Below are 17,116 nucleotides of genomic sequence, written 5' to 3'. Positions count from 1 at the left end.
CGCGGGGCTGAATCGATTTACGGCTCCGCCGCGTGGGCGCGACCAGCCCCCACCGGCCCGCGGCCGCGGCTCAAAGCCGTGGACCACGACAACAGGACCCGCAAGCCCTAGAGCCTGCGGGTCCTCAAGTCACGTCGGCCAGGGCCAGCGCCAGCGTCACGCGGCCTTCGGCGCGTTGACGTCCGCCGGCAGCGCCTTCTGCGCGACCTCGACGAGCGCGGCGAACGCGCCGGCGTCGTTGACCGCCAGCTCGGCCAGGATCTTGCGGTCGACCTCGACGTTCGCGGCCTTCAGACCCTGGATGAAGCGGTTGTACGTGATGCCGTTGGCGCGGGCAGCGGCGTTGATGCGCTGGATCCACAGCTGACGGAAGTCGCCCTTGCGCTTCTTGCGGTCGTTGTAGTTGTAGACCAGCGAGTGGGTGACCTGCTCCTTGGCCTTGCGGTACAGGCGCGAACGCTGACCGCGGTAGCCGGAGGCCGCCTCGAGGATCGCCCGGCGCTTCTTGTGGGCGTTGACTGCCCGCTTGACGCGTGCCACTTGTTAACTCCTTGTAGCGGGGCCGCGGTTGGACTCACGCGGCCCGGAAACGACTGGGTCCCGGATCTGACTTCAGGGCGCCGGCCGGCGCCCGTGCGTCACTTGCCGAGAAGCTTCTTGATCTTCGCGGTGTCGCCCGGGGCCATCTCGGCGGTGCCGGTGAGGCGACGCGTCACGCGGGACGACTTGTGCTCGAGCAGGTGGCGCTTGCCGGCGCGCTCACGCAGGACCTTGCCGGAGCCGGTGACCTTGAAGCGCTTGCTGGCACCGCTGTGCGTCTTGTTCTTCGGCATAGCGCCGTTATCTCCTCGTCGATGGCGCTCCGGTGCCCGGTCGCGAAACCGGGCACTGTGGAACGTCGCTCTTGTATCGGTTACATCCTGAGGCTTGCGCCCCTGGGTGCTGACCTGGGGCGGTTGCCCCGGGATCACGCCTCGGCAGGCTCCTCGGCGGGCGCCTCGGCCTCGACCTCGACCTCGGCGTCGGCCTCCAGCTCGGCAGCGTTCTGCGACTTGCCGGGGTTGGCCTTGGCTTCGGCCTTGCGGGCTTCCTGCGCCTGCCGGGCCTCGGCCATCGCCTCGGTCTTCTTCTTGTGCGGACCGAGAACCATGATCATGTTCCGGCCGTCCTGCTTCGGGTTCGACTCGACGAAACCGAGGTCCTGGACGTCCTCCGCGAGACGCTGCAGCAGCCGGTAGCCCAGTTCGGGCCGGGACTGCTCGCGACCACGGAACATGATCGTGATCTTGACCTTGTCGCCCTGCTTGAGGAACCGTACGACGTGACCCTTCTTGGTGTCATAGTCGTGCGGGTCGATCTTCGGCCGGAGCTTCATTTCCTTGATGACCGTGTGCGCCTGGTTCTTGCGCGCCTCACGGGCCTTCATGGCCGACTCGTACTTGAACTTGCCGTAGTCCATGAGCTTGCAGACCGGCGGGCGTGCGCTCGCCGCCACCTCGACCAGGTCGAGGTCGTACTCCTGCGCAAGCTCCAGTGCCTTGGCCAGGGGGACGATGCCCACCTGCTCGCCACTGGGACCGACAAGTCGCACCTCGGGAACGCGAATCCGGTCGTTGATGCGGGGCTCGGTGCTGATGGATCCTCCTCGGTAGCACCACGCGACGGTCTGGCGGACAGCCGCGTAACGTCTCTATACGTAAGACCTAACCGCACCGAAGCACAAAAAATGCCCCGGACGATCACAGGCAGGGCTCCTCGAACTACCGGAGCACCGCCGCGGGGATCGCGGGGCGCACTATCGGACGGAACGCTGTCGCCGTAGCGGCGAAGCGGCCGTCTGACCGGTGACCCGCCGCCCGGCAGGGCGGTCAGGTGGGAGTTCGAAGCCTCCACTTGTGGGCCGGGTCGGTGAGCCGTGAGGCATACCTGTTCGGCCGGTCGTCACACAAGGTTAGCAGCAAAGCCGAGAGAGGACCAATTGGGGCGTCCTGGGGCCAGGTCGGAGCCCCGCGCCCGCTGCGCCTATCGTGTGCGTCATGAGTGAAACGCCCCTTCCTGGCACCGGTGACGCCGGTCAGCCCGACTTCGACGAGATGACCCGCGACATCGCCGAGGTCCCCGCGGTCGAGGTGATCGTGACGGTCGCCGTCAACCTGATGAGCGCCGCGGCCGTGAAGCTCGGTCTGACCGAGGAGGGCGACAAGTACAAGGACCTGGACGAGGCCCGCAAGCTGGTCACCGCCCTCGCCGGGCTGCTCGACGCGTCCGCGACCGAGATCAGCTCCTTCCACGCGGCCCCGCTGCGGGACGGTCTGAAGTCGCTCCAGCTGGCCTTCCGCGAGGCCTCGATCGTCCCCGACGAGCCGGGCCAGGGCCCCGGCGAGAAGTACACCGGCCCGGTCTACGGCTAGATCAAGGTCGTAAATCTACTACCCACGTACGTACAAGGGCTCGCCCGGCGGCGTGGCCCCGGCCGGCAGCAGTGCCAGGTCGAGGCCGCGTACCAGGCGGGCCCGCAGTGTCTCGTCGGCGGCGAGCCGCCCGGCGACGGCCTGGGCGGTCTCGGCGGCCGGCGCGGCCGGGTCGAGGACCAGGGCGAGGGTGCCGTCGGTCCGGCCCGGTCCGAGGTGGGCACGGCGCACGGCGGGCTCGGCCGCCACGATGGTACGGACGGCCTCGATGACGGCCGGGTCGGCGAGCGGATCGGCCGTCGTCCGCCCCTCCGCGAGCGCGAGCAGCACCGGGCCGGTCAGCTCGAACGGCACCGGCCCCGACAGGTCCAGCACCACCGTGTCCGCCTTCTCGTGCGCGGCCGCCTGGAGCGCCTGGTGCAGGGGTACGGCGACGGGCCGCGCCGCCGGGTCCCAGCGGGCCAGCGACTCGGTGGAGGTGAAGGCGGGCAGGGCGGTGCGGGCGCCGGCCTTGAGGGTGGGGACGGCCATGTCGCTGGTCTTCTCGCGGCGCAGCCCGTTCTCGTCCTCCTCGACCTCGCCGAGGACGGCGACCACCGGGACGAGCAGCCGGGCGCCCTTCAGGGCCGCCAGGACGGGCCCCACGGCCGTGCGGTCCTCGGCCCAGGCGGCCAGCGCGGCGGCCAGCCGGGGGTCCGCGGAACCGTCGTCGGCGGAGTAGCCGGAGTCGGGAATGTTCTTGTTCGCCACGGTCCCCGACCCTATCGGGGGGATGCTGCTGCGGTTGTGCGGCCCCCGAAACCGGATCGACACCGCTTTCACGGGATTCTCAGATATCCCTGACCTCCTTCTAACGTCCGGCAAACGGATCGCACAGTCCCCGCCCCGAGCATCGCGGGCATGGAGTCCCCCAGAGCCACCCCAGGATCCCGGCGGGCCCCCCGCCGTGCCCGGCCCCGGCGCCGGGCTCTTGTCTACGTCTCCCTCGCCACGGTCGCCGTCCTCGGCGTCACCGCGGCGGGGACCGTGTACGTGAAGGCGCACGCCCGCGAGGGCGGCGCCGTATCCTCGGCTGCGTCGCCGACGCCCTCCCCTTCTTCGTCTTCTTCTTCCTCTTCTTCGGCCTCGGCGAGCGGGGAGGCATCGGTGGAACCCGTGACGGAGCCGGCCGTGGACCGGGACGCGCTGCTGAGCACGGCGATGAAGACGGTGACCGTGCCCTCCGGGGCGAAGGTGTCGGCGGCCGTCCTCGACCTGGACTCCGGGGACAGCGCGGCCTACGGCGACACCGCGTTCGACACCGCGAGCATCGTCAAGGTCGACATCCTGGCGACGCTGCTGCTCCAGGCGCAGGACGCGGGGCGGCATCTGACGGCGACGGAGAAGGCGTACGCCACGAAGATGATCGAGAACAGCGACAACACGTCCGCGTCGGAGCTGTGGGACGTAATCGGCGAGGCGGCGGGCCTGGACGCGGCGAACAAGCGCTTCGGGCTGACGGACACCGAGGGCGGCGACGGGGCGCTGTGGGGGCTGACCCAGACCACGGCGGCGGACCAACTCACCCTGCTCCAGCAGGTGTTCGGGGACGACTCGAAGCTGAGCGAAGCCTCGCGGTCGTACGTTCAGGGTCTGTTGAAGGCGGTCGAGTCCGACCAGCGGTGGGGGGTTTCGGCCGCCGCCGACGGTTCGGAGTTCGCGCTGAAGAACGGGTGGCTGGCGCGGAGTTCGACCGGGCTGTGGGATGTCAACAGCATCGGGCGGGTGACGGTGGGCGGGACCGGCTATCTGGTCGCGGTGCTGTCCAAGGGGACGGTGAGTCAGGCGAAGGGGATCTCGCTGGTGGAGGCGGCGGCGAGGGCGGCGGTGAGTTCCTTCACGGCGGCTGACTCGTCTGCGTCTGCTGCGGCTGCGGCTGCGGGTTCGGCTGCGGCTTCGCAGTAGGGGGAGGGTTCGACGGTTCGTGGGCGGGTGCGGGCCGGTGGGGGCTGGGCGCGCAGTTCCCCGCGCCCCTGAAGGGGAGCCTGTGCTCGGGGCGGTCCGGAAGACGGGCTGGTCAGATCGGTCTGCGGCGGTTGCGCCACATGACTCCCGCCGCCACCAGCAACACGCCGCCCGCGCCGCCCGCCAGTGGGGCCGCCCAGTCCGTCGCGCTCGTGGTCTCCTTCGCCGTGTCCGGGCCCGGGCCGAAGTACTTCTTGCCGTAAGACGCCGAGGTCAGGCTCTGTGTCTTCAGCCTGGCCGCGTCCTTGATCGCCGCCGCCGGGTCGATCATGCCGAAGCCCCGGGAGTCGTCGCGGCCGCCGGAGGGGGCGTCGCGGGCCGTGTCCTCCAGGAGCTTCTTGATCTGGGCCGGGGTGAGGCCGGGATGGGCGGCCTTGACCAGGGCCACGGCACCTGACACGAAGGCCGAGGCGGCGCTCGTGCCCCAGCCCTCGTAGTACTTGTGGTCCGGGTCGGCGATGACGATGTCGACGCCGGGTGCGCTGATCGTGGCGTACCAGCGGCGGGTGGAGAAGGCGGCACGGGTGCCGAACTTGTCCACCGCGGTGGCGGCGATGACGCCCGGGTACGCGGCCGGGTAGGAGATGTGGTCGCCCTTGTCGCCGCCGTTGCCGGCCGAGGCCACGACCACGACGTCCTTCTTCAGGGCGTACTGGATGGCCTCGTCCTCGCTCGGCTCGGGGTGCGCGGAGTCGGAGTCGTCGCCGAGGGAGAGGTTGATGACGTCGGCACCGTGGTCCGCGGCCCAGCGGATGCCCTCGGCGAGGGCGTTGCCCCGGGTGGAACGGGCCTTGCCGCGGGCGTTGTCGCCGTCTTCGAGGATGACCCGGACGGGCAGGATCTTGGCTTCCGGGGCGACCCCCATCACGCCTTCACCATGGCCGACCCCGTGGCCGTGACCGGCGATGATGCCGGCCATGGCGGTGCCGTGCCGGGCCCAGGTGCGTTCGCCGGGCTTGGCGCCGAAGCCGATCATGTCCTTGGCGGTGAGGACGTTGCCGACCAGGTCGGGGTGGTCGGCCTCGACACCGGTGTCCAGGACGGCGACGGTGACGCCCTTGCCCTTGGTGGTCCGCCAGACCTCGTCGAGGTGCAGGGCGGACAGGCCCCACTGCTGGGCGCGGATGCTGTCGGCGTAGGCGGTCGTGGACGGCAGGAGGGCGAGCGAGCCGGCGAGCAGCAGGCTCAGCGCGGCCCCGGTTGCGCGGCGCTTCATGAGGGCTTCTCCGTTGCCGGGCCTACGGTGTTCTGCCGCAGTCGCCGTTCGATGCGGTCGGCCAGTCCCTGGGCCTCGTTGCCGAGGCCGGCCTGGGCCGCGGCCGTGGTGGCGCCGGACGCCTCCGCGTCGGCGGCGGACTGCGGGGTGTCGACGGTACGGCCGTCGGCCCAGCCGGAGACGGCGTAGGCGACGACCGGGGCGTCGGTGAGCACGGAGATCGTCCAGGAGGCGCGCTGGTGCCGGCCGAAGCGCTCGGCGGCGGTGCCCTTGGCGGCGTACGGGAGGGGCATCAGGTCGGTACGGCGGTCCAGGTGCTCGTCCTTGAACCGCTTGGCGAGGGCGGTCATCCCGGCCGGTTCGGCCTTGGTGAACAGCAGCCCCACGGTCGTCACATAGCTCTGGGTGGCGTCGGTGTAGGTGGCCCGGATCAGGCGCTGGCAGCCGACCGGGGCGAGGGCCTTGCGCAGCAGCGGGTCGAAGGCGTCGGCGCAGCCGGAGGCGGAGGCGACAGCGATCCGGGTCCAGGTGCGGTCGGCTCCGCCGGGGCCGGCGCCGGTGCCCTGCACGGTGGGCGGGAAGAGTTCGTCGACGGGCACGTTGTGCCACAGGCCGGCGGCCGAGCTGAAGCTGCTGGCGGCGGCCAGGTCCCCGTCGTCGTCGACGATCCAGCTTCCGGTCACCGCGCCACCGATGAGTCCGAGTCCGAGCACCATGCAGGCGGCGGCTGCGGCGGTACGGGGCGCCACCCGGCTGACCAACGAACGCCCCCACCCTCGCTCGTCGTACCCCTCGGGTTCGCCGAACGTCACGACGGGCCGGTCCCTGCCGGGCGTTCCCGCGGCGGCGGTCCAGGACATCGCGGGGTCCGGCGCCGGGCCGGGGCCGTACAGCGAGGAGGCGGTGTCCCCGGTGGGCGGGGCAGCGGCGGGGGCCGGGGGTGTCGTCGGGCGGGGTGGGAGCGGCGGGGCGGTGGGCGTGGGGGGCTTCGCCGGGCGCGGCGGCGGGGTGGCTTTCGGGGGCGTCCCGGGGCGCGGCGGGGCCGTCGGCACCGGGAACGTCCGCATGTGCGGGCTCCACGCGGTGCCCGACTCCGGCGCCCCGAAGGAGGGCGAGAAGTCGCTGCGCGGCCGCTCGGGCCGCCTGGTCCCGGGCACGCCGGAGGTACCTGCGGCCGTCTCGCCGGCGGCCGCCGGTCCGGCGGTACCGCGCCGCCCGTCCGACGACGCCTCCGGTTCCTCCGGGGCGCGGACGGGACGTAGCGAGGCGGTCGATTCCGAAGCGGACTCCGGGCGCCGGTCCGACAGCCCGGGCCGGTACGGCGACCAGGGCTGCGCCCCGCGACCGCCCTCCCTCCCCGGAGACGCCGACCGCTCGTTTCGGCGATCCTCTTCGCGCGACACCGACGACTCGGTCCGGCGGTCCTCCCGGCCGGCCGGCCCGGACGGCACACTCCGCCCGCTCTCCCATCCGGAAGCCGTGGCCGGTGTGATGCCGCCGCCCTCCCGGCCGGAGGGCGCGGGCGGTGCGAGCCGGGTGGGCTGTCCGGCGGAGGGGGTGGACGGTGTGGTGCGGTCGGTTTCCCGGGCGGAGCTGGTGGGTGGGGTGTCCGGGAAGCGGGCCGAGGCCGGTGGCGGGGGTGCCGGGGGCGGGCTCTGCGGGGGGTGGAGGTCGGGGTAGCGGGGGCGTGTGATGCGCTCGGCGGTAGCCGGGCGGGCGGCCGCCCGCTCCCCCGCACCCTGTTCGCCCTGCGCCACCGCACCGCCCCGACTCGTCCGGTCCTCACGACTCTGCTGCGCACCGGGCCGTCCCGGCAACTGGTCCTGCCCGGTGGCGTCGGCGCTACCAGTGGATACGTCGGACCGCTGCGACCAGTTCACCCGGTTCGGCCGGTCGAAGAACCCCGGCCCGTCGGTCCGGCCGCTCGCGTCGGCGGTACCCGGCGCCTCACCCTGGCCGGCCGCCCCGTCGGCCGCGCCGCCGATGGGGGGCGCGGGGTCGGTGGTGGGCGCGGGGTCGGGCGAAGGGCGTCGCGGGATCGGGGCGTGCCGCGCTTCCGTGCTCATGCGCCCCCCGTTTCCTCCTGCCCGGGCCAACTCCGCGTACGGGCCGGCGTACTCCCCGGCGCGGAGACGTCCGCCCCGGGCACGCATACCCGCACACGCGGATCCGCATCCCCGCGCGGGTCAGGCGGCCGGGGTCGTTCCGCCGTACGTGCGCGTCACTCTACGGGTTGTCCGAGAGCGAACGGGAACCAGTCCACGACCGCGGGGCATCTGCCCGTATCGTCCCCCTACCCTGCGGTAATCCTGTCTGGCAGGCTTCGTTCATGACTGCGCGCGCCGCCGACCGGGCCCGTTACGACCGGGCCACCGCCCATCTGGACGCCCCTCTCGCGATCGTCGACCTGGAGGCATTCGACGCCAACGCGGACGATCTCGTGCGCCGGGCCGGCGGCAAGCCGGTGCGGGTCGCGAGCAAGTCCGTACGCTGCCGGCACCTGCTGGAACGGGTCCTCGCGAAGGACGGTTTCGCCGGGATCATGTCCTTCACGCTCGCGGAGTCGCTGTGGCTCGCGCGCTCGGGTTTCGAGGACATCCTGCTGGCCTATCCGTCCGCCGACCGCGCCCGGTTCGCCGAGCTGGCCGCCGATCCCAAGCTCGCCGCGGCCGTGACGGTGATGATCGACGACCCGGCCCACCTCGACCTGATCGACGCGGCCCGCGCCGGCGGCAGCGAAGTGGTGCGGGTCTGCCTGGAGTTGGACACCTCGCTGAAGCTGTTCGGCGGGCGGGTGCGGGTCGGCGCCCGGCGTTCGCCGCTGTACTCCCCCGCCCAGCTCGCCGACCTGGCGCGGACCGTGGCCCGGCGGCCGGGCTTCCAGCTGGTCGGGATCATGGCGTACGAGGGGCACATCGCCGGGGTCGGGGACAGTGTCGCCGGCCGGCCGCTGCGCTCCCGCGCGGTCCGGCTGATGCAGGCCACCGCCCGCCGTGAGCTGGCCGAGCGGCGCGCCGCGGTGGTGCGGGCGGTCCGGGCGGTGGCGCCGGACCTGGAGTTCGTCAACGGCGGCGGCACGGGCAGTGTGCAGACCACGGCGGCTGAGGACGCGGTCACCGAGATAGCCGCAGGGTCGGGCCTGTACGTGCCCCGGCTCTTCGACAACTACACGTCGTTCACCGGCCGCCCGGCCGCCCTGTTCGCCATGCCGGTGGTCCGGCGGCCCGGCGTCGGGGTCGTCACCGTCCTCGGCGGCGGCTACCCGGCCTCGGGCGCCGCGGGCCCCGACCGGCTGCCGGTGCCGTACCTCCCGCAGGGGCTGTCGTACGACCCGCAGGAGGGCCCCGGCGAGGTGCAGACCCCGCTGCTCGGCTCCGCGGCGGACGACCTGCTGATCGGCGACAAGGTGTGGTTCCGGCACGCCAAGGCGGGCGAGCTGTGCGAGCGGTTCGCCGAGCTGCAGCTGGTCGAGGGCGACCGGGTGACGGCGACCGTGCCGACGTACCGCGGGGAAGGTCACACCTTCCTCTAACCCTCCGGTTTCCGGTCCACCGGGCGGATGCCGCTGGTGATCGCGTCCATGTCGGACAGCGGCGGTCCGTCCGGGCCGGCGTCGAAGGCGAACCGGACGACGACCGGGGCCGGGATGCCGGTGTGGGAGGGAAAGGCGAGGGACTGGACGTAGCCGCCGGGTCCCTCGGCCGTCCTGACCCGCCAGCGCACCAGGTATCCGTCGCCGCCGGCGACCGCGACTCGCCCGGCCTTGACGACCTGATGGGACCGGATGCCGCCGAAGGGCCGTTCGCCGCCGGGTTCGTGGCCGTAGGCCGTCTCGGCCGCGTCCGGTACGTCCCGTTCGGCGACGGTGCGCGCGGAGCTGCCGTCGGCGCTGCCCGCGGTACGGCTCTGGACCTCGCCGTGGCGGCACCGGCCGGTGTCGGCCGGGCAGGCGTAGGTGCCGTCGGTGGTCATCACGACGTCGTCCTGGGCGAGGTACGAGGAGCCGGTCCAGCCGCTCGGGACCGGCAGGGAGATGCCGTTGAGCTGGTCGACGACCAGGGACGGGGGCGGCGGGCCGGTGGGGGCGGTGTTGATCGCGGTGTCCGTGCCGGCGCGCAGGTCGTCGGTGCGGAGCACGGTGGCGCCGCCGACGATCGCCGTCGCCAGCACGGCCCCGGCGGATATCAGGGCGACCGCCTTGGCGCGTGCGGACGCCCCGGCCGCCGGGATCGGCGGCGCGGGGAGGCCGGACGGGGTGCGCCGGTGCTCGGTCCAGGTCCTGCCGTCCCACCAGCGCTCCAGGTGCGGAGCCTGTGGGTCGCGGTACCAGCCGGGCGGCGTCATGCTCACTCCCGCACTGTAGGACGGGAGTTGGGGCGGCTCCTACAGGGGTGTGACGTACGCGCCGGAGATCCCGCCGTCCACCAGGAAGTCGCTGGCGTTGACGAACGAGGAGTCGTCGCTGGCCAGGAAGGCGACGGCGGCGGCGATCTCCTCGGCCTCGGCGAACCGGCCGAGCGGGATGTGGACGAGGCGGCGGGCGGCCCGCTCGGGGTCCTTGGCGAACAGTTCCTGGAGGAGGGGGGTGTTGACCGGTCCCGGGCACAGCGCGTTGACGCGGATGCCCTCCCGGGCGAACTGGACGCCCAGTTCGCGGGACATGGCCAGAACTCCGCCCTTGGACGCGGTGTAGGAGATCTGCGAGGTGGCCGCGCCCATCCGGGCCACGAAGGACGCGGTGTTGATGATGGAGCCCTTGCCCTGGCGCCGCATGTAGGGGATGGCGGCCTTGCAGCACAGGTAGACGGAGGTGAGGTTGACCTCCTGGACGCGCTTCCAGGCCTCCAGGCCGGTCTCCAGGATGGAGTCGTCGTCGGGCGGCGAGATGCCGGCGTTGTTGAAGGCGATGTCGACGCTGCCGTAGGTGTCGTATGCCGTCCGGAAGAGGGCCTCGACCTGTTCGGCGTCGGTGACGTCGACCTTCACGAAGAGCCCGCCGACCTCCTCGGCGGCGGCCTTGCCGCGGGTGTCGTCGACGTCGCCGCAGACGACGTGCGCGCCCTCGGAGGCGAGCCGCCGTGCGGTGGCGAGGCCGATGCCGCTGCCGGCTCCGGTGATGACGGCGGTGCGGCCGACGAGTCGGCGGCAGACGATGTCAGGGGTCTCAGCGGTCACTGTGCGGGGCCCTCCGTGCTGATGAAGACGTTCTTGGTCTCGGTGAAGGCGGTGAGCGCGTCCGGGCCGAGCTCGCGGCCGATCCCCGACTGCTTGTAGCCGCCGAAGGGGGTCCAGTAGCGGACGCTGGAGTGGGAGTTGACGGACAGGTTGCCGGCCTTGACGGCCCCCGAGACACGCAGTGCGCGGCCGACGTCCCGGGTCCACAGGGAGCCGGAGAGGCCGTAGTCGGTGTCGTTGGCGATGCGGATCGCGTCGGCCTCGTCGTCGAAGGGGATGACGGCGGCGACCGGGCCGAAGACCTCCTCGACGGCCACGCGCGCGTGCGGGTCGACGCCGGTGAGGACGGTGGGCGGGAACCAGAAGCCGGGGCCCTCGGGGGCCTTGCCCCGGATGCCGGGCGCCTCGGGGTCGACGTACGAACGGACGCGGTCCAGCTGGGACCTGGAGATCAGCGGGCCCATGTCGGTCTTCTCGTCGGCCGGGTCGCCGACGGTGACGGCCTCGATCGCGGGGGCGAGCAGTTCCAGGAAGCGGTCGTGGACGGACCGTTGGACGAGGATGCGGGTGCGGGCGCAGCAGTCCTGGCCGGAGTTGTCCAGGAAGGACACGGGGGCGGCGGCCGCGGCGGCCTCGATGTCGGCGTCGGCGAAGACGATGTTGGGGCTCTTGCCGCCGAGTTCGAGGGTCACGCGCTTCACCTGGTCGGCGCAGAGCGCCATGATGCGCTTGCCGACGGCCGTGGAGCCGGTGAACACGATCTTGGCGACGCCGGGGTGGCGGACCAGGGCCTCGCCCGCGATGTCACCGCGGCCGGGCAGTACCTGGAAGAGGTGCTCGGGCAGGCCTGCCGCCAGGGCGAGTTCGGCGAGGCGGAGCGCGGTCAGGGGGGTGGTCTCGGCGGGTTTCAGGAGCACCGCGTTGCCGGCCGCGAGGGCGGGTGCGGTGCCCCAGGCCGCGATCGGCATGGGGAAGTTCCAGGGGGCGATCACGCCGACGACCCCGAGGGGTTCGAGGAGGGTGATGTCGAGGCCGCCGGGGACCGGGATCTGGCGCCCCGTCAGCCGCTCGACTCCGCCGGCCGCGTAGTCGAGCAGGTCCCGGACGTTGCCCGCCTCCCAGCGGGCGTTGCCGATGGTGTGCCCGGCCTCCCGGACCTCCAACCGGGCGAGCTCCTCGCGGTGTTCGTCGACGAGGACGGCGAACCGGCGCAGCAGTCGGGCCCGGTCGCCGGGTGCGAGCGCGGCCCACCGCTGCTGGGCCTCGGCGGCCCGTCGTACGGCGGTGTCGATGTCCTCCTCCACAGCCCCCGGGACGGTCGCGATCACCTCTTCCGTGGCCGGGTTGAGGACGTCGAGTTCGTACTGTTGCGACAAGTGGTGCCTCACATGCGTTCGAAGGAGCGGCGCAGCTCCCAGTCGGTCACCGCGGCGTCGAAGGCGGCCAGCTCGACGCGGGCCATGTTGCGGTAGTGCGCGACGACCTCGTCGCCGAAGGCGGCCCGGGCGATGGGGCTGTTCTCCCAGAGCTCGGCGGCCTCCCGGAGCGTGGTCGGGACGTGCGCGAAGTCGGCGGTGTAGGCGTTGCCGGGGCAGGGCTCGGGGAGTTCGAGCTTCTGCTCGATGCCGTACAGCCCGGCCGCGACCAGTCCGGCGACGGCGAGGTGCGGGTTGACGTCGCCGCCGGGCAGCCGGTTCTCGAAGCGCAGTGAGCGGCCGTGGCCGACGACTCTGAGCGCGCAGGTGCGGTTGTCCTGGCCCCAGGCGACCGCGGTCGGGGCGAAGGAGCCCGGCTGGAACCGCTTGTAGCTGTTGATGTTGGGCGCGTACAGGAGCGAGAAGTCACGGAGGGCGGCCAGCTGTCCGGCGAGGAAGTGCCGCATGACCTCGGACATGCCGTCCTGGGAGGCGAAGGTGTTGGCGCCGTCCGCGTCCGTCAACGACAGGTGGATGTGGCAGGAGTTGCCCTCCCGCTCGTTGTACTTGGCCATGAAGGTGAGGGAGACGCCCTCCTGGGCGGCGATCTCCTTGGCACCGGTCTTGTAGATGGCGTGCTGGTCGCAGGTGACGAGGGCCTCGTCGTACCGGAAGACGATCTCGTGCTGGCCCGGATTGCACTCGCCCTTGGCGGACTCGACGGTCAGCCCGGCCCCCGCCATGTCGTTCCGGATCCGGCGCAGCAGCGGCTCGATCCGCCCGGTGCCCAGCACCGAGTAGTCGATGTTGTACTGGTTGGCCGGGGTCAGCCCCCGGTAGTCGGCGTCCCAGGCGGCCTCGTAGGTGTCCTTGAACACGATGAACTCCAGCTCCGTACCGACCTGTGCGGTGTAGCCGAGTTCGGCGAGGCGCTCCAGCTGGCGGCGGAGGATCTGCCGGGGCGCGGCGACGACCGGGGAGCCGTCGTTCCAGGCGAGGTCGGCGATGAGCATGGCGGTGCCCGCGTTCCAGGGCACCCGGCGGAGGGTGGCGAGGTCGGGGTGCATGGCGAAGTCGCCGTAGCCGCGGTCCCAGGAGGACATGGCGTAGCCGTCGACCGTGTTCATCTCGGTGTCCACGGCGAGCAGGTAGTTGCAGCCCTCGGTGCCGTGGCGCAGGACCTCGTCGAGGAAGAAGCGGGCCGCGAACCGCTTTCCCTGCAGTCGCCCTTGCATATCCGGGAAGGCCAGGACGACAGTGTCGATCTCACCGCTCGCGACGAGGGTGTGCAGTTCCTCGACGCTGAGCGGGGGTGTGCGGTCTGCCACGGGAGGACTCCTTGGGCTTCATCGCGCTGCTGCGGCCGGGCCGGGAGTTCTAAGGTATTGCTGAGAACCATTGCTTGGGAAGGGGGTACGGCCATATGTCGCTGGATGCGGACGGCACCCTCGACGACCCGTTGACGCCGGTGTTGCGACCGGTACGGGCGGGCAACGGCTTCGAGGAGGCGCTGGAGCAGATCCTCCAGGTCGTCCGGCTGGGTCTGGTTCCGGGCGGCGAGCGGCTGCCCGCCGAGCGGGAGCTGGCGGAGCGGCTGGGGATCAGCCGGGTGACGCTGCGCGAGGTGCTGAAGGTGCTCCAGGACCAGGGCCTGGTGGAGTCCCGGCGCGGACGGTACGGCGGCACGTTCGTGCTGCCGCGCGCCGACGCGGGCGGCGAGGACGAGCTGCGGCGCCGGATCGCCGAGGTCGACATCGAGGACGTGCTGCGCTTCCGCGAGGTCCTCGAGGTCGGCGCGGCCGGGCTGTGCGCGGCGCACGGGCTGTCGGACGACCAGGCGGACCGCCTCCGCGACGCCCTGGCCCGCACCCACGAGGCACCGCTCGCGGACTACCGCCGCCTGGACACCCTGCTCCACCTCACGATCGCCGAACTGTGCGGCTCGCCCTCCCTGACCGCCCAGTACGCGGCGGTCCGGGCGACCGTCAACGACCTCCTCGACTGCATCCCGCTCCTGGTCCGCAACCTGGAGCACTCGCAGCGCCAGCACATCGCCCTGGTCGAGGCGGTCCTGGACGGGGACGCGGACGGCGCCCGGGAGATGATGCGCGAGCACTGTGCGGGGACGGCCGCCCTGCTCCGGGGCTTTCTGGCGTAACGGCCCCTCGCCGTGCCATAAAGGTGTGGAAGCACACCTTTGAGGGAGGGTCCATGGCCGGACGGCCGCTGATCGGCGTGAGCACCTATCTGGAGGCCGGGGCGCGCTGGGGCGTCTGGGAGCTGGAGGCGGCCCTGCTGCCGGCCGGCTACCCACGGCTGGTCCAGCGGGCGGGCGGCCTGGCCGCGCTGCTGCCGCCGGACGACCCGCGGCACGCGGCGGCGACGGTGGCCCGCCTGGACGGCCTGGTGATCGCGGGCGGCCCGGACGTGGAGCCGGTCCGCTACGGCGCCGAACCCGACCCCCGCACCGGCCGCCCCGCCCGTGCCCGGGACGCCTGGGAGCTGGCCCTGATCGACGCGGCGCTGGCGGCGGGCACACCGCTGCTCGGCATCTGCCGGGGCATGCAGCTCCTGAACGTCGCCCTCGGCGGCACCCTCGTCCAGCACGTGGACGGCCACGCGGAGGTGCCGGGAGTCTTCGGCCGGCACGAGGTGAAGCCGGTGCCCGGGACGCGGTACGCCGACACCGTCCCGGAGGAGACCGCCGTCCCCACCTTCCACCACCAGGCGGTGGACCGCCTCGGCAGCGGCCTGCTGGCCTCGGCCCACGCGGCCGACGGGACGGTCGAGGCGATCGAACTCCCCGCCGCACAGGGTTGGGTCCTCGGCGTCCAGTGGCACCCCGAGATGGGCGAGGACCTCCGGGTGATGCGGGCACTGATCACAGCCGCGTCCTGAGCCAGGCCAGCGCCGCGTCGCCCTGCGCGCGCTGGAAGGGGCGCAGGGTGGGCAGGCCGGGCGGCGCGGGCCGCACCGAGTGCTCCAGGAAGTAGCCGGTCAGGGCGGCGAGGGTGGCCGTCACGGCGGCCGGGTCCGCGTCCCGGCCGAGCGGATGCGCGGTGAACAGGTCCTCCGGATCCGGGCCGCCCTGCGCCCGTACGCACGGCAGCATCACCAGCAGGTCGAACCAGGGGGCGGCCCGCACCGCGTGCGGCCAGTCCACGAAGACGACTCCCCCGTCGGCCGTCAGCAGCATGTTGTCGGCGCGCAGATCGGCGTGGGCGAGCGTGTCGCCGGCCACGGAATCGCGCCAGGGCGCGGCGAGTTCGGCCAGCTCGGCGAGGTGGGAGACGGTCCACCCGCCGAGGCGGTCGGCGACGCCGTCGGGGGCCTCGATCAGGGTGCGCCAGCCGTCGAAGGTGTCGCCGAGGTGCTCGGCGGCGGGCGGGGCGGCGACGGGGGAAGGGGTGAGGGTACGGCCGAGGGCGGCGACGGCGTCGAGGACGCGGCGCAGTTCGTCCGGACGCCAGGGGATGCGGGGCTGGTGGCCGTCGACCTCCTCGAAGACCAGGGCCACCCAGGTGCCGTCGTCGTAGCTGCCGAGGAGGCGGGGTGCGGGGACGGAGGCGGGGAGGGCGGCGGCGTTGCGGGCCTCCGCACGGTGCAGGGCGGGGCTGTCGGGGTTGGAGTCGGCACTGACCGCCTTGACGAAGGCGGTGCGGTGGGCGGCGGTGCGGATCCGGGCGGCGACGCCCGGGGAGAAGCCGCCGGGCTGGGTGGTGGCGTGGGTGACCGGGGCGCCGCCCAGCAGTTCCGCGACGGCGGTACGGACGGGGGCGGGGAGGGCTTCCCAGGGGGTACGGGTGCCTTCGGCGGCCGGGACGGGGGTGGGCATGGGGCGATGGTGGAGGGCACGGCGTGGACACCGCCAAAGGTTTTCGCGTCGGCCGCGACGGCCCGGTCCCTCACCCCCGGGTCAGGGAAAGCAGCTCGCGGGCCGGGCCGGTGGGGCGGTGGCCCGTCGGCCAGACCGCTCGCAGGTCGCGCCGTAGTGCGATGCCCTCCACCGGGATGCTCACCAACCGCCGCATCGCCAGCTCCTCGCCCACCGCCAGTTCGCTCAGGACCGCCGGACCCGCGCCGCCGACCGCCGACGCCTTCACCGCCGTCGTCGACGACAGCTCGATCAGCGGGCGGGCCAGGCCGCCCAGGGCCGCGTCGAGGACCTGGCGGGTCCCGGAGCCGCGTTCGCGCAGGATCAGGGGGGTCGCCGCCAGTTCCTCGGCCGCCAGCGGGCGTCGGCGGCGGGCCCACGGGTGCCCGGGGGCCGTCACCACGATCAGGCGGTCGTGGGCGATCACCGCCGAGTCCAGGCCCTGCGGAACCGTCAGCCCCTCCACGAAGCCCAGGTCCGCCTCGTCCGCGAGCAGCCGTTCCGCCACCGCCGCGGAGTTTCCGGCGAGCAGCGACACCGCCGTGTCGGGGCGCTGGGCCCGCAGCGCGAGCAGCCAGCCGGGGAGAAGGTACTCGGCGATGGTCATGCTGGCGGCGACCCGCAGCCGCGAGTCCCGTCGGTCCCGCAGCGCCTGCGCGCCCGCGTCGAAGGCCTCCGCCGCCTCCACCACCCGCCGCGCCCAGTCGGTCACCAGCGCCCCCGCGTCGGTGAGCCGCGAGCCGCGTGGTGAGCGGTCGACGAGGGCCACGCCCAGCTGCCGTTCCATCGAGCGGATCCGGCTGCTGGCGGCGGGCTGGGTGATGCCGACCTCCCGGGCCGCCGCCCCGAGGCTGCCCAGCCGGGCCACCGCCAGGAGCAGCTCCAGCGCACCGAGATCCGGCACACGGTGCGCAAGTGCGCCGTGGGCCGCCCGATCCCCCGTCTCGCCCGCCTCGCCCGTCTTGCTCATAAGACCAGCTTATGCCCCCATAGACACGGACTCCCTGGTCGCGGCCCCGCG

17 protein-coding genes are annotated in these 17,116 nt (G+C 73.1%); 5 read left to right on the top strand and 12 right to left on the bottom strand.

Features of this window, described 5'->3' with window-relative positions; all coding sequences use genetic code 11:
• Positions 1 to 156: 156 nt before the first annotated feature.
• From rplT to infC, 3 genes are all read right to left on the bottom strand, one after another.
• Positions 157 to 540 (bottom strand): 50S ribosomal protein L20, encoded by a 384-nt coding sequence (gene rplT, locus ABZ642_RS31930; RefSeq protein ID WP_018549117.1) that lies wholly within the window; start codon positions 538 to 540, stop codon positions 157 to 159.
• A gap of 98 nt (positions 541 to 638) precedes the next feature.
• Positions 639 to 833, bottom strand: coding sequence for a 50S ribosomal protein L35 (gene rpmI, locus ABZ642_RS31925; protein ID WP_351320349.1), 195 nt, complete (start codon positions 831 to 833; stop codon positions 639 to 641).
• Positions 834 to 967: 134 nt separating this feature from the next.
• The gene (gene infC / locus ABZ642_RS31920; protein WP_360490398.1) at positions 968 to 1,636 is read right to left on the bottom strand and encodes a translation initiation factor IF-3; all 669 of its coding nucleotides are present in this window, start codon (positions 1,634 to 1,636) and stop codon (positions 968 to 970) included.
• A 400-nt stretch (positions 1,637 to 2,036) separates the two neighbouring features.
• Between infC and ABZ642_RS31915 the strand changes: the two genes are divergently transcribed.
• Positions 2,037 to 2,411 carry a DUF1844 domain-containing protein gene (locus ABZ642_RS31915; protein ID WP_351700433.1) on the top strand — a complete coding sequence of 125 codons (375 nt, stop codon included), beginning with the start codon at positions 2,037 to 2,039 and terminating at the stop codon, positions 2,409 to 2,411.
• A gap of 18 nt (positions 2,412 to 2,429) precedes the next feature.
• On the opposite strand, the gene ABZ642_RS31910 is transcribed toward ABZ642_RS31915, so the two are convergent.
• The gene (locus ABZ642_RS31910; RefSeq protein WP_360490155.1) at positions 2,430 to 3,161 is read right to left on the bottom strand and encodes an SseB family protein; all 732 of its coding nucleotides are present in this window, start codon (positions 3,159 to 3,161) and stop codon (positions 2,430 to 2,432) included.
• Positions 3,162 to 3,311: 150 nt separating this feature from the next.
• Here ABZ642_RS31910 and ABZ642_RS31905 point away from each other — a divergent pair, with 150 nt between their 5' ends.
• Complete coding sequence (locus ABZ642_RS31905; RefSeq protein WP_360490153.1) at positions 3,312 to 4,355, top strand: serine hydrolase; 1,044 nt, start codon at positions 3,312 to 3,314, stop codon at positions 4,353 to 4,355.
• A gap of 112 nt (positions 4,356 to 4,467) precedes the next feature.
• On the opposite strand, the gene mycP is transcribed toward ABZ642_RS31905, so the two are convergent.
• Both mycP and ABZ642_RS31895 read right to left on the bottom strand, forming a co-directional pair.
• On the bottom strand, positions 4,468 to 5,631 hold the full coding sequence (gene mycP / locus ABZ642_RS31900; protein WP_360490151.1) for a type VII secretion-associated serine protease mycosin: 1,164 nt from the start codon (positions 5,629 to 5,631) through the stop codon (positions 4,468 to 4,470).
• Entirely contained in the window at positions 5,628 to 7,697 is a 2,070-nt protein-coding gene (locus tag ABZ642_RS31895) for a hypothetical protein (protein ID WP_360490149.1), read from the bottom strand. Before ABZ642_RS31895 ends, mycP begins: the two co-directional genes overlap by 4 nt.
• A 263-nt stretch (positions 7,698 to 7,960) precedes the next feature.
• On the opposite strand from ABZ642_RS31895, the gene ABZ642_RS31890 reads away from it, so the two are divergent.
• A complete protein-coding gene (locus ABZ642_RS31890; protein ID WP_360490147.1) occupies positions 7,961 to 9,163 on the top strand; it encodes an amino acid deaminase/aldolase in 1,203 nt (400 codons plus the stop codon).
• Here the strand turns inward: ABZ642_RS31890 and ABZ642_RS31885 are convergent.
• Genes ABZ642_RS31885 through ABZ642_RS31870 form a run of 4 tightly spaced genes read right to left on the bottom strand, consistent with a single transcriptional unit; the run spans position 9,160 to position 13,549 of the window.
• Positions 9,160 to 9,975 (bottom strand): DUF2510 domain-containing protein, encoded by an 816-nt coding sequence (locus tag ABZ642_RS31885; protein WP_360490396.1) that lies wholly within the window; start codon positions 9,973 to 9,975, stop codon positions 9,160 to 9,162. The genes ABZ642_RS31890 and ABZ642_RS31885 overlap by 4 nt on opposite strands.
• Positions 9,976 to 10,014: 39 nt before the next feature.
• Positions 10,015 to 10,806 carry a 3-oxoacyl-ACP reductase gene (locus tag ABZ642_RS31880; RefSeq protein ID WP_360490145.1) on the bottom strand — a complete coding sequence of 264 codons (792 nt, stop codon included), beginning with the start codon at positions 10,804 to 10,806 and terminating at the stop codon, positions 10,015 to 10,017.
• The gene (locus tag ABZ642_RS31875) at positions 10,803 to 12,182 is read right to left on the bottom strand and encodes an aldehyde dehydrogenase family protein (protein WP_360490143.1); all 1,380 of its coding nucleotides are present in this window, start codon (positions 12,180 to 12,182) and stop codon (positions 10,803 to 10,805) included. Before ABZ642_RS31875 ends, ABZ642_RS31880 begins: the two co-directional genes overlap by 4 nt.
• Positions 12,183 to 12,190: 8 nt before the next feature.
• Positions 12,191 to 13,549, bottom strand: coding sequence for a glutamine synthetase family protein (locus ABZ642_RS31870; protein ID WP_360490141.1), 1,359 nt, complete (start codon positions 13,547 to 13,549; stop codon positions 12,191 to 12,193).
• A gap of 95 nt (positions 13,550 to 13,644) precedes the next feature.
• On the opposite strand from ABZ642_RS31870, the gene ABZ642_RS31865 reads away from it, so the two are divergent.
• Both ABZ642_RS31865 and ABZ642_RS31860 read left to right on the top strand, forming a co-directional pair.
• Complete coding sequence (locus tag ABZ642_RS31865; RefSeq protein ID WP_360490139.1) at positions 13,645 to 14,379, top strand: FCD domain-containing protein; 735 nt, start codon at positions 13,645 to 13,647, stop codon at positions 14,377 to 14,379.
• Positions 14,380 to 14,432: 53 nt separating this feature from the next.
• Positions 14,433 to 15,119 (top strand): gamma-glutamyl-gamma-aminobutyrate hydrolase family protein, encoded by a 687-nt coding sequence (locus ABZ642_RS31860; RefSeq protein WP_360490137.1) that lies wholly within the window; start codon positions 14,433 to 14,435, stop codon positions 15,117 to 15,119.
• Here ABZ642_RS31860 and ABZ642_RS31855 read toward each other — a convergent pair.
• Together ABZ642_RS31855 and ABZ642_RS31850 are read right to left on the bottom strand one after the other, a co-directional pair.
• Positions 15,103 to 16,056 carry an aminoglycoside phosphotransferase family protein gene (locus ABZ642_RS31855; protein ID WP_360490135.1) on the bottom strand — a complete coding sequence of 318 codons (954 nt, stop codon included), beginning with the start codon at positions 16,054 to 16,056 and terminating at the stop codon, positions 15,103 to 15,105. The genes ABZ642_RS31860 and ABZ642_RS31855 overlap by 17 nt on opposite strands.
• Positions 16,057 to 16,126: 70 nt before the next feature.
• Positions 16,127 to 17,065, bottom strand: a complete 939-nt coding sequence (locus tag ABZ642_RS31850; RefSeq protein WP_360490133.1) for a LysR family transcriptional regulator — start codon at positions 17,063 to 17,065, stop codon at positions 16,127 to 16,129.
• Between the last annotated feature and the right edge of the window lie 51 nt (positions 17,066 to 17,116).

It is taken from the genome of Streptomyces sp. NPDC007157 (genome assembly GCF_040634235.1).
GTDB lineage: Bacteria > Actinomycetota > Actinomycetes > Streptomycetales > Streptomycetaceae > Streptomyces.
Note: the sequence above shows the minus strand (reverse complement) of the source record. Positions and strands in the feature narration are given on the sequence as shown.

Excerpts from the sequence above, each read along its gene's own strand:
- rpmI (WP_351320349.1), bottom strand. The coding sequence starts at position 833 with ATGCCGAAGAACAAGACGCACAGCGGTGCCAGCAAGCGCTTCAAGGTC.
- ABZ642_RS31915 (WP_351700433.1), top strand. The coding sequence starts at position 2,037 with ATGAGTGAAACGCCCCTTCCTGGCACCGGTGACGCCGGTCAGCCCGAC.
- ABZ642_RS31905 (WP_360490153.1), top strand. The coding sequence starts at position 3,312 with ATGGAGTCCCCCAGAGCCACCCCAGGATCCCGGCGGGCCCCCCGCCGT.
- mycP (WP_360490151.1), bottom strand. The coding sequence starts at position 5,631 with ATGAAGCGCCGCGCAACCGGGGCCGCGCTGAGCCTGCTGCTCGCCGGC.
- ABZ642_RS31895 (WP_360490149.1), bottom strand. The coding sequence starts at position 7,697 with ATGAGCACGGAAGCGCGGCACGCCCCGATCCCGCGACGCCCTTCGCCC.
- ABZ642_RS31890 (WP_360490147.1), top strand. The coding sequence starts at position 7,961 with ATGACTGCGCGCGCCGCCGACCGGGCCCGTTACGACCGGGCCACCGCC.
- ABZ642_RS31885 (WP_360490396.1), bottom strand. The coding sequence starts at position 9,975 with ATGACGCCGCCCGGCTGGTACCGCGACCCACAGGCTCCGCACCTGGAG.
- ABZ642_RS31865 (WP_360490139.1), top strand. The coding sequence starts at position 13,645 with ATGTCGCTGGATGCGGACGGCACCCTCGACGACCCGTTGACGCCGGTG.
- ABZ642_RS31860 (WP_360490137.1), top strand. The coding sequence starts at position 14,433 with ATGGCCGGACGGCCGCTGATCGGCGTGAGCACCTATCTGGAGGCCGGG.
- ABZ642_RS31855 (WP_360490135.1), bottom strand. The coding sequence starts at position 16,056 with ATGCCCACCCCCGTCCCGGCCGCCGAAGGCACCCGTACCCCCTGGGAA.
- ABZ642_RS31850 (WP_360490133.1), bottom strand. The coding sequence starts at position 17,065 with ATGAGCAAGACGGGCGAGGCGGGCGAGACGGGGGATCGGGCGGCCCAC.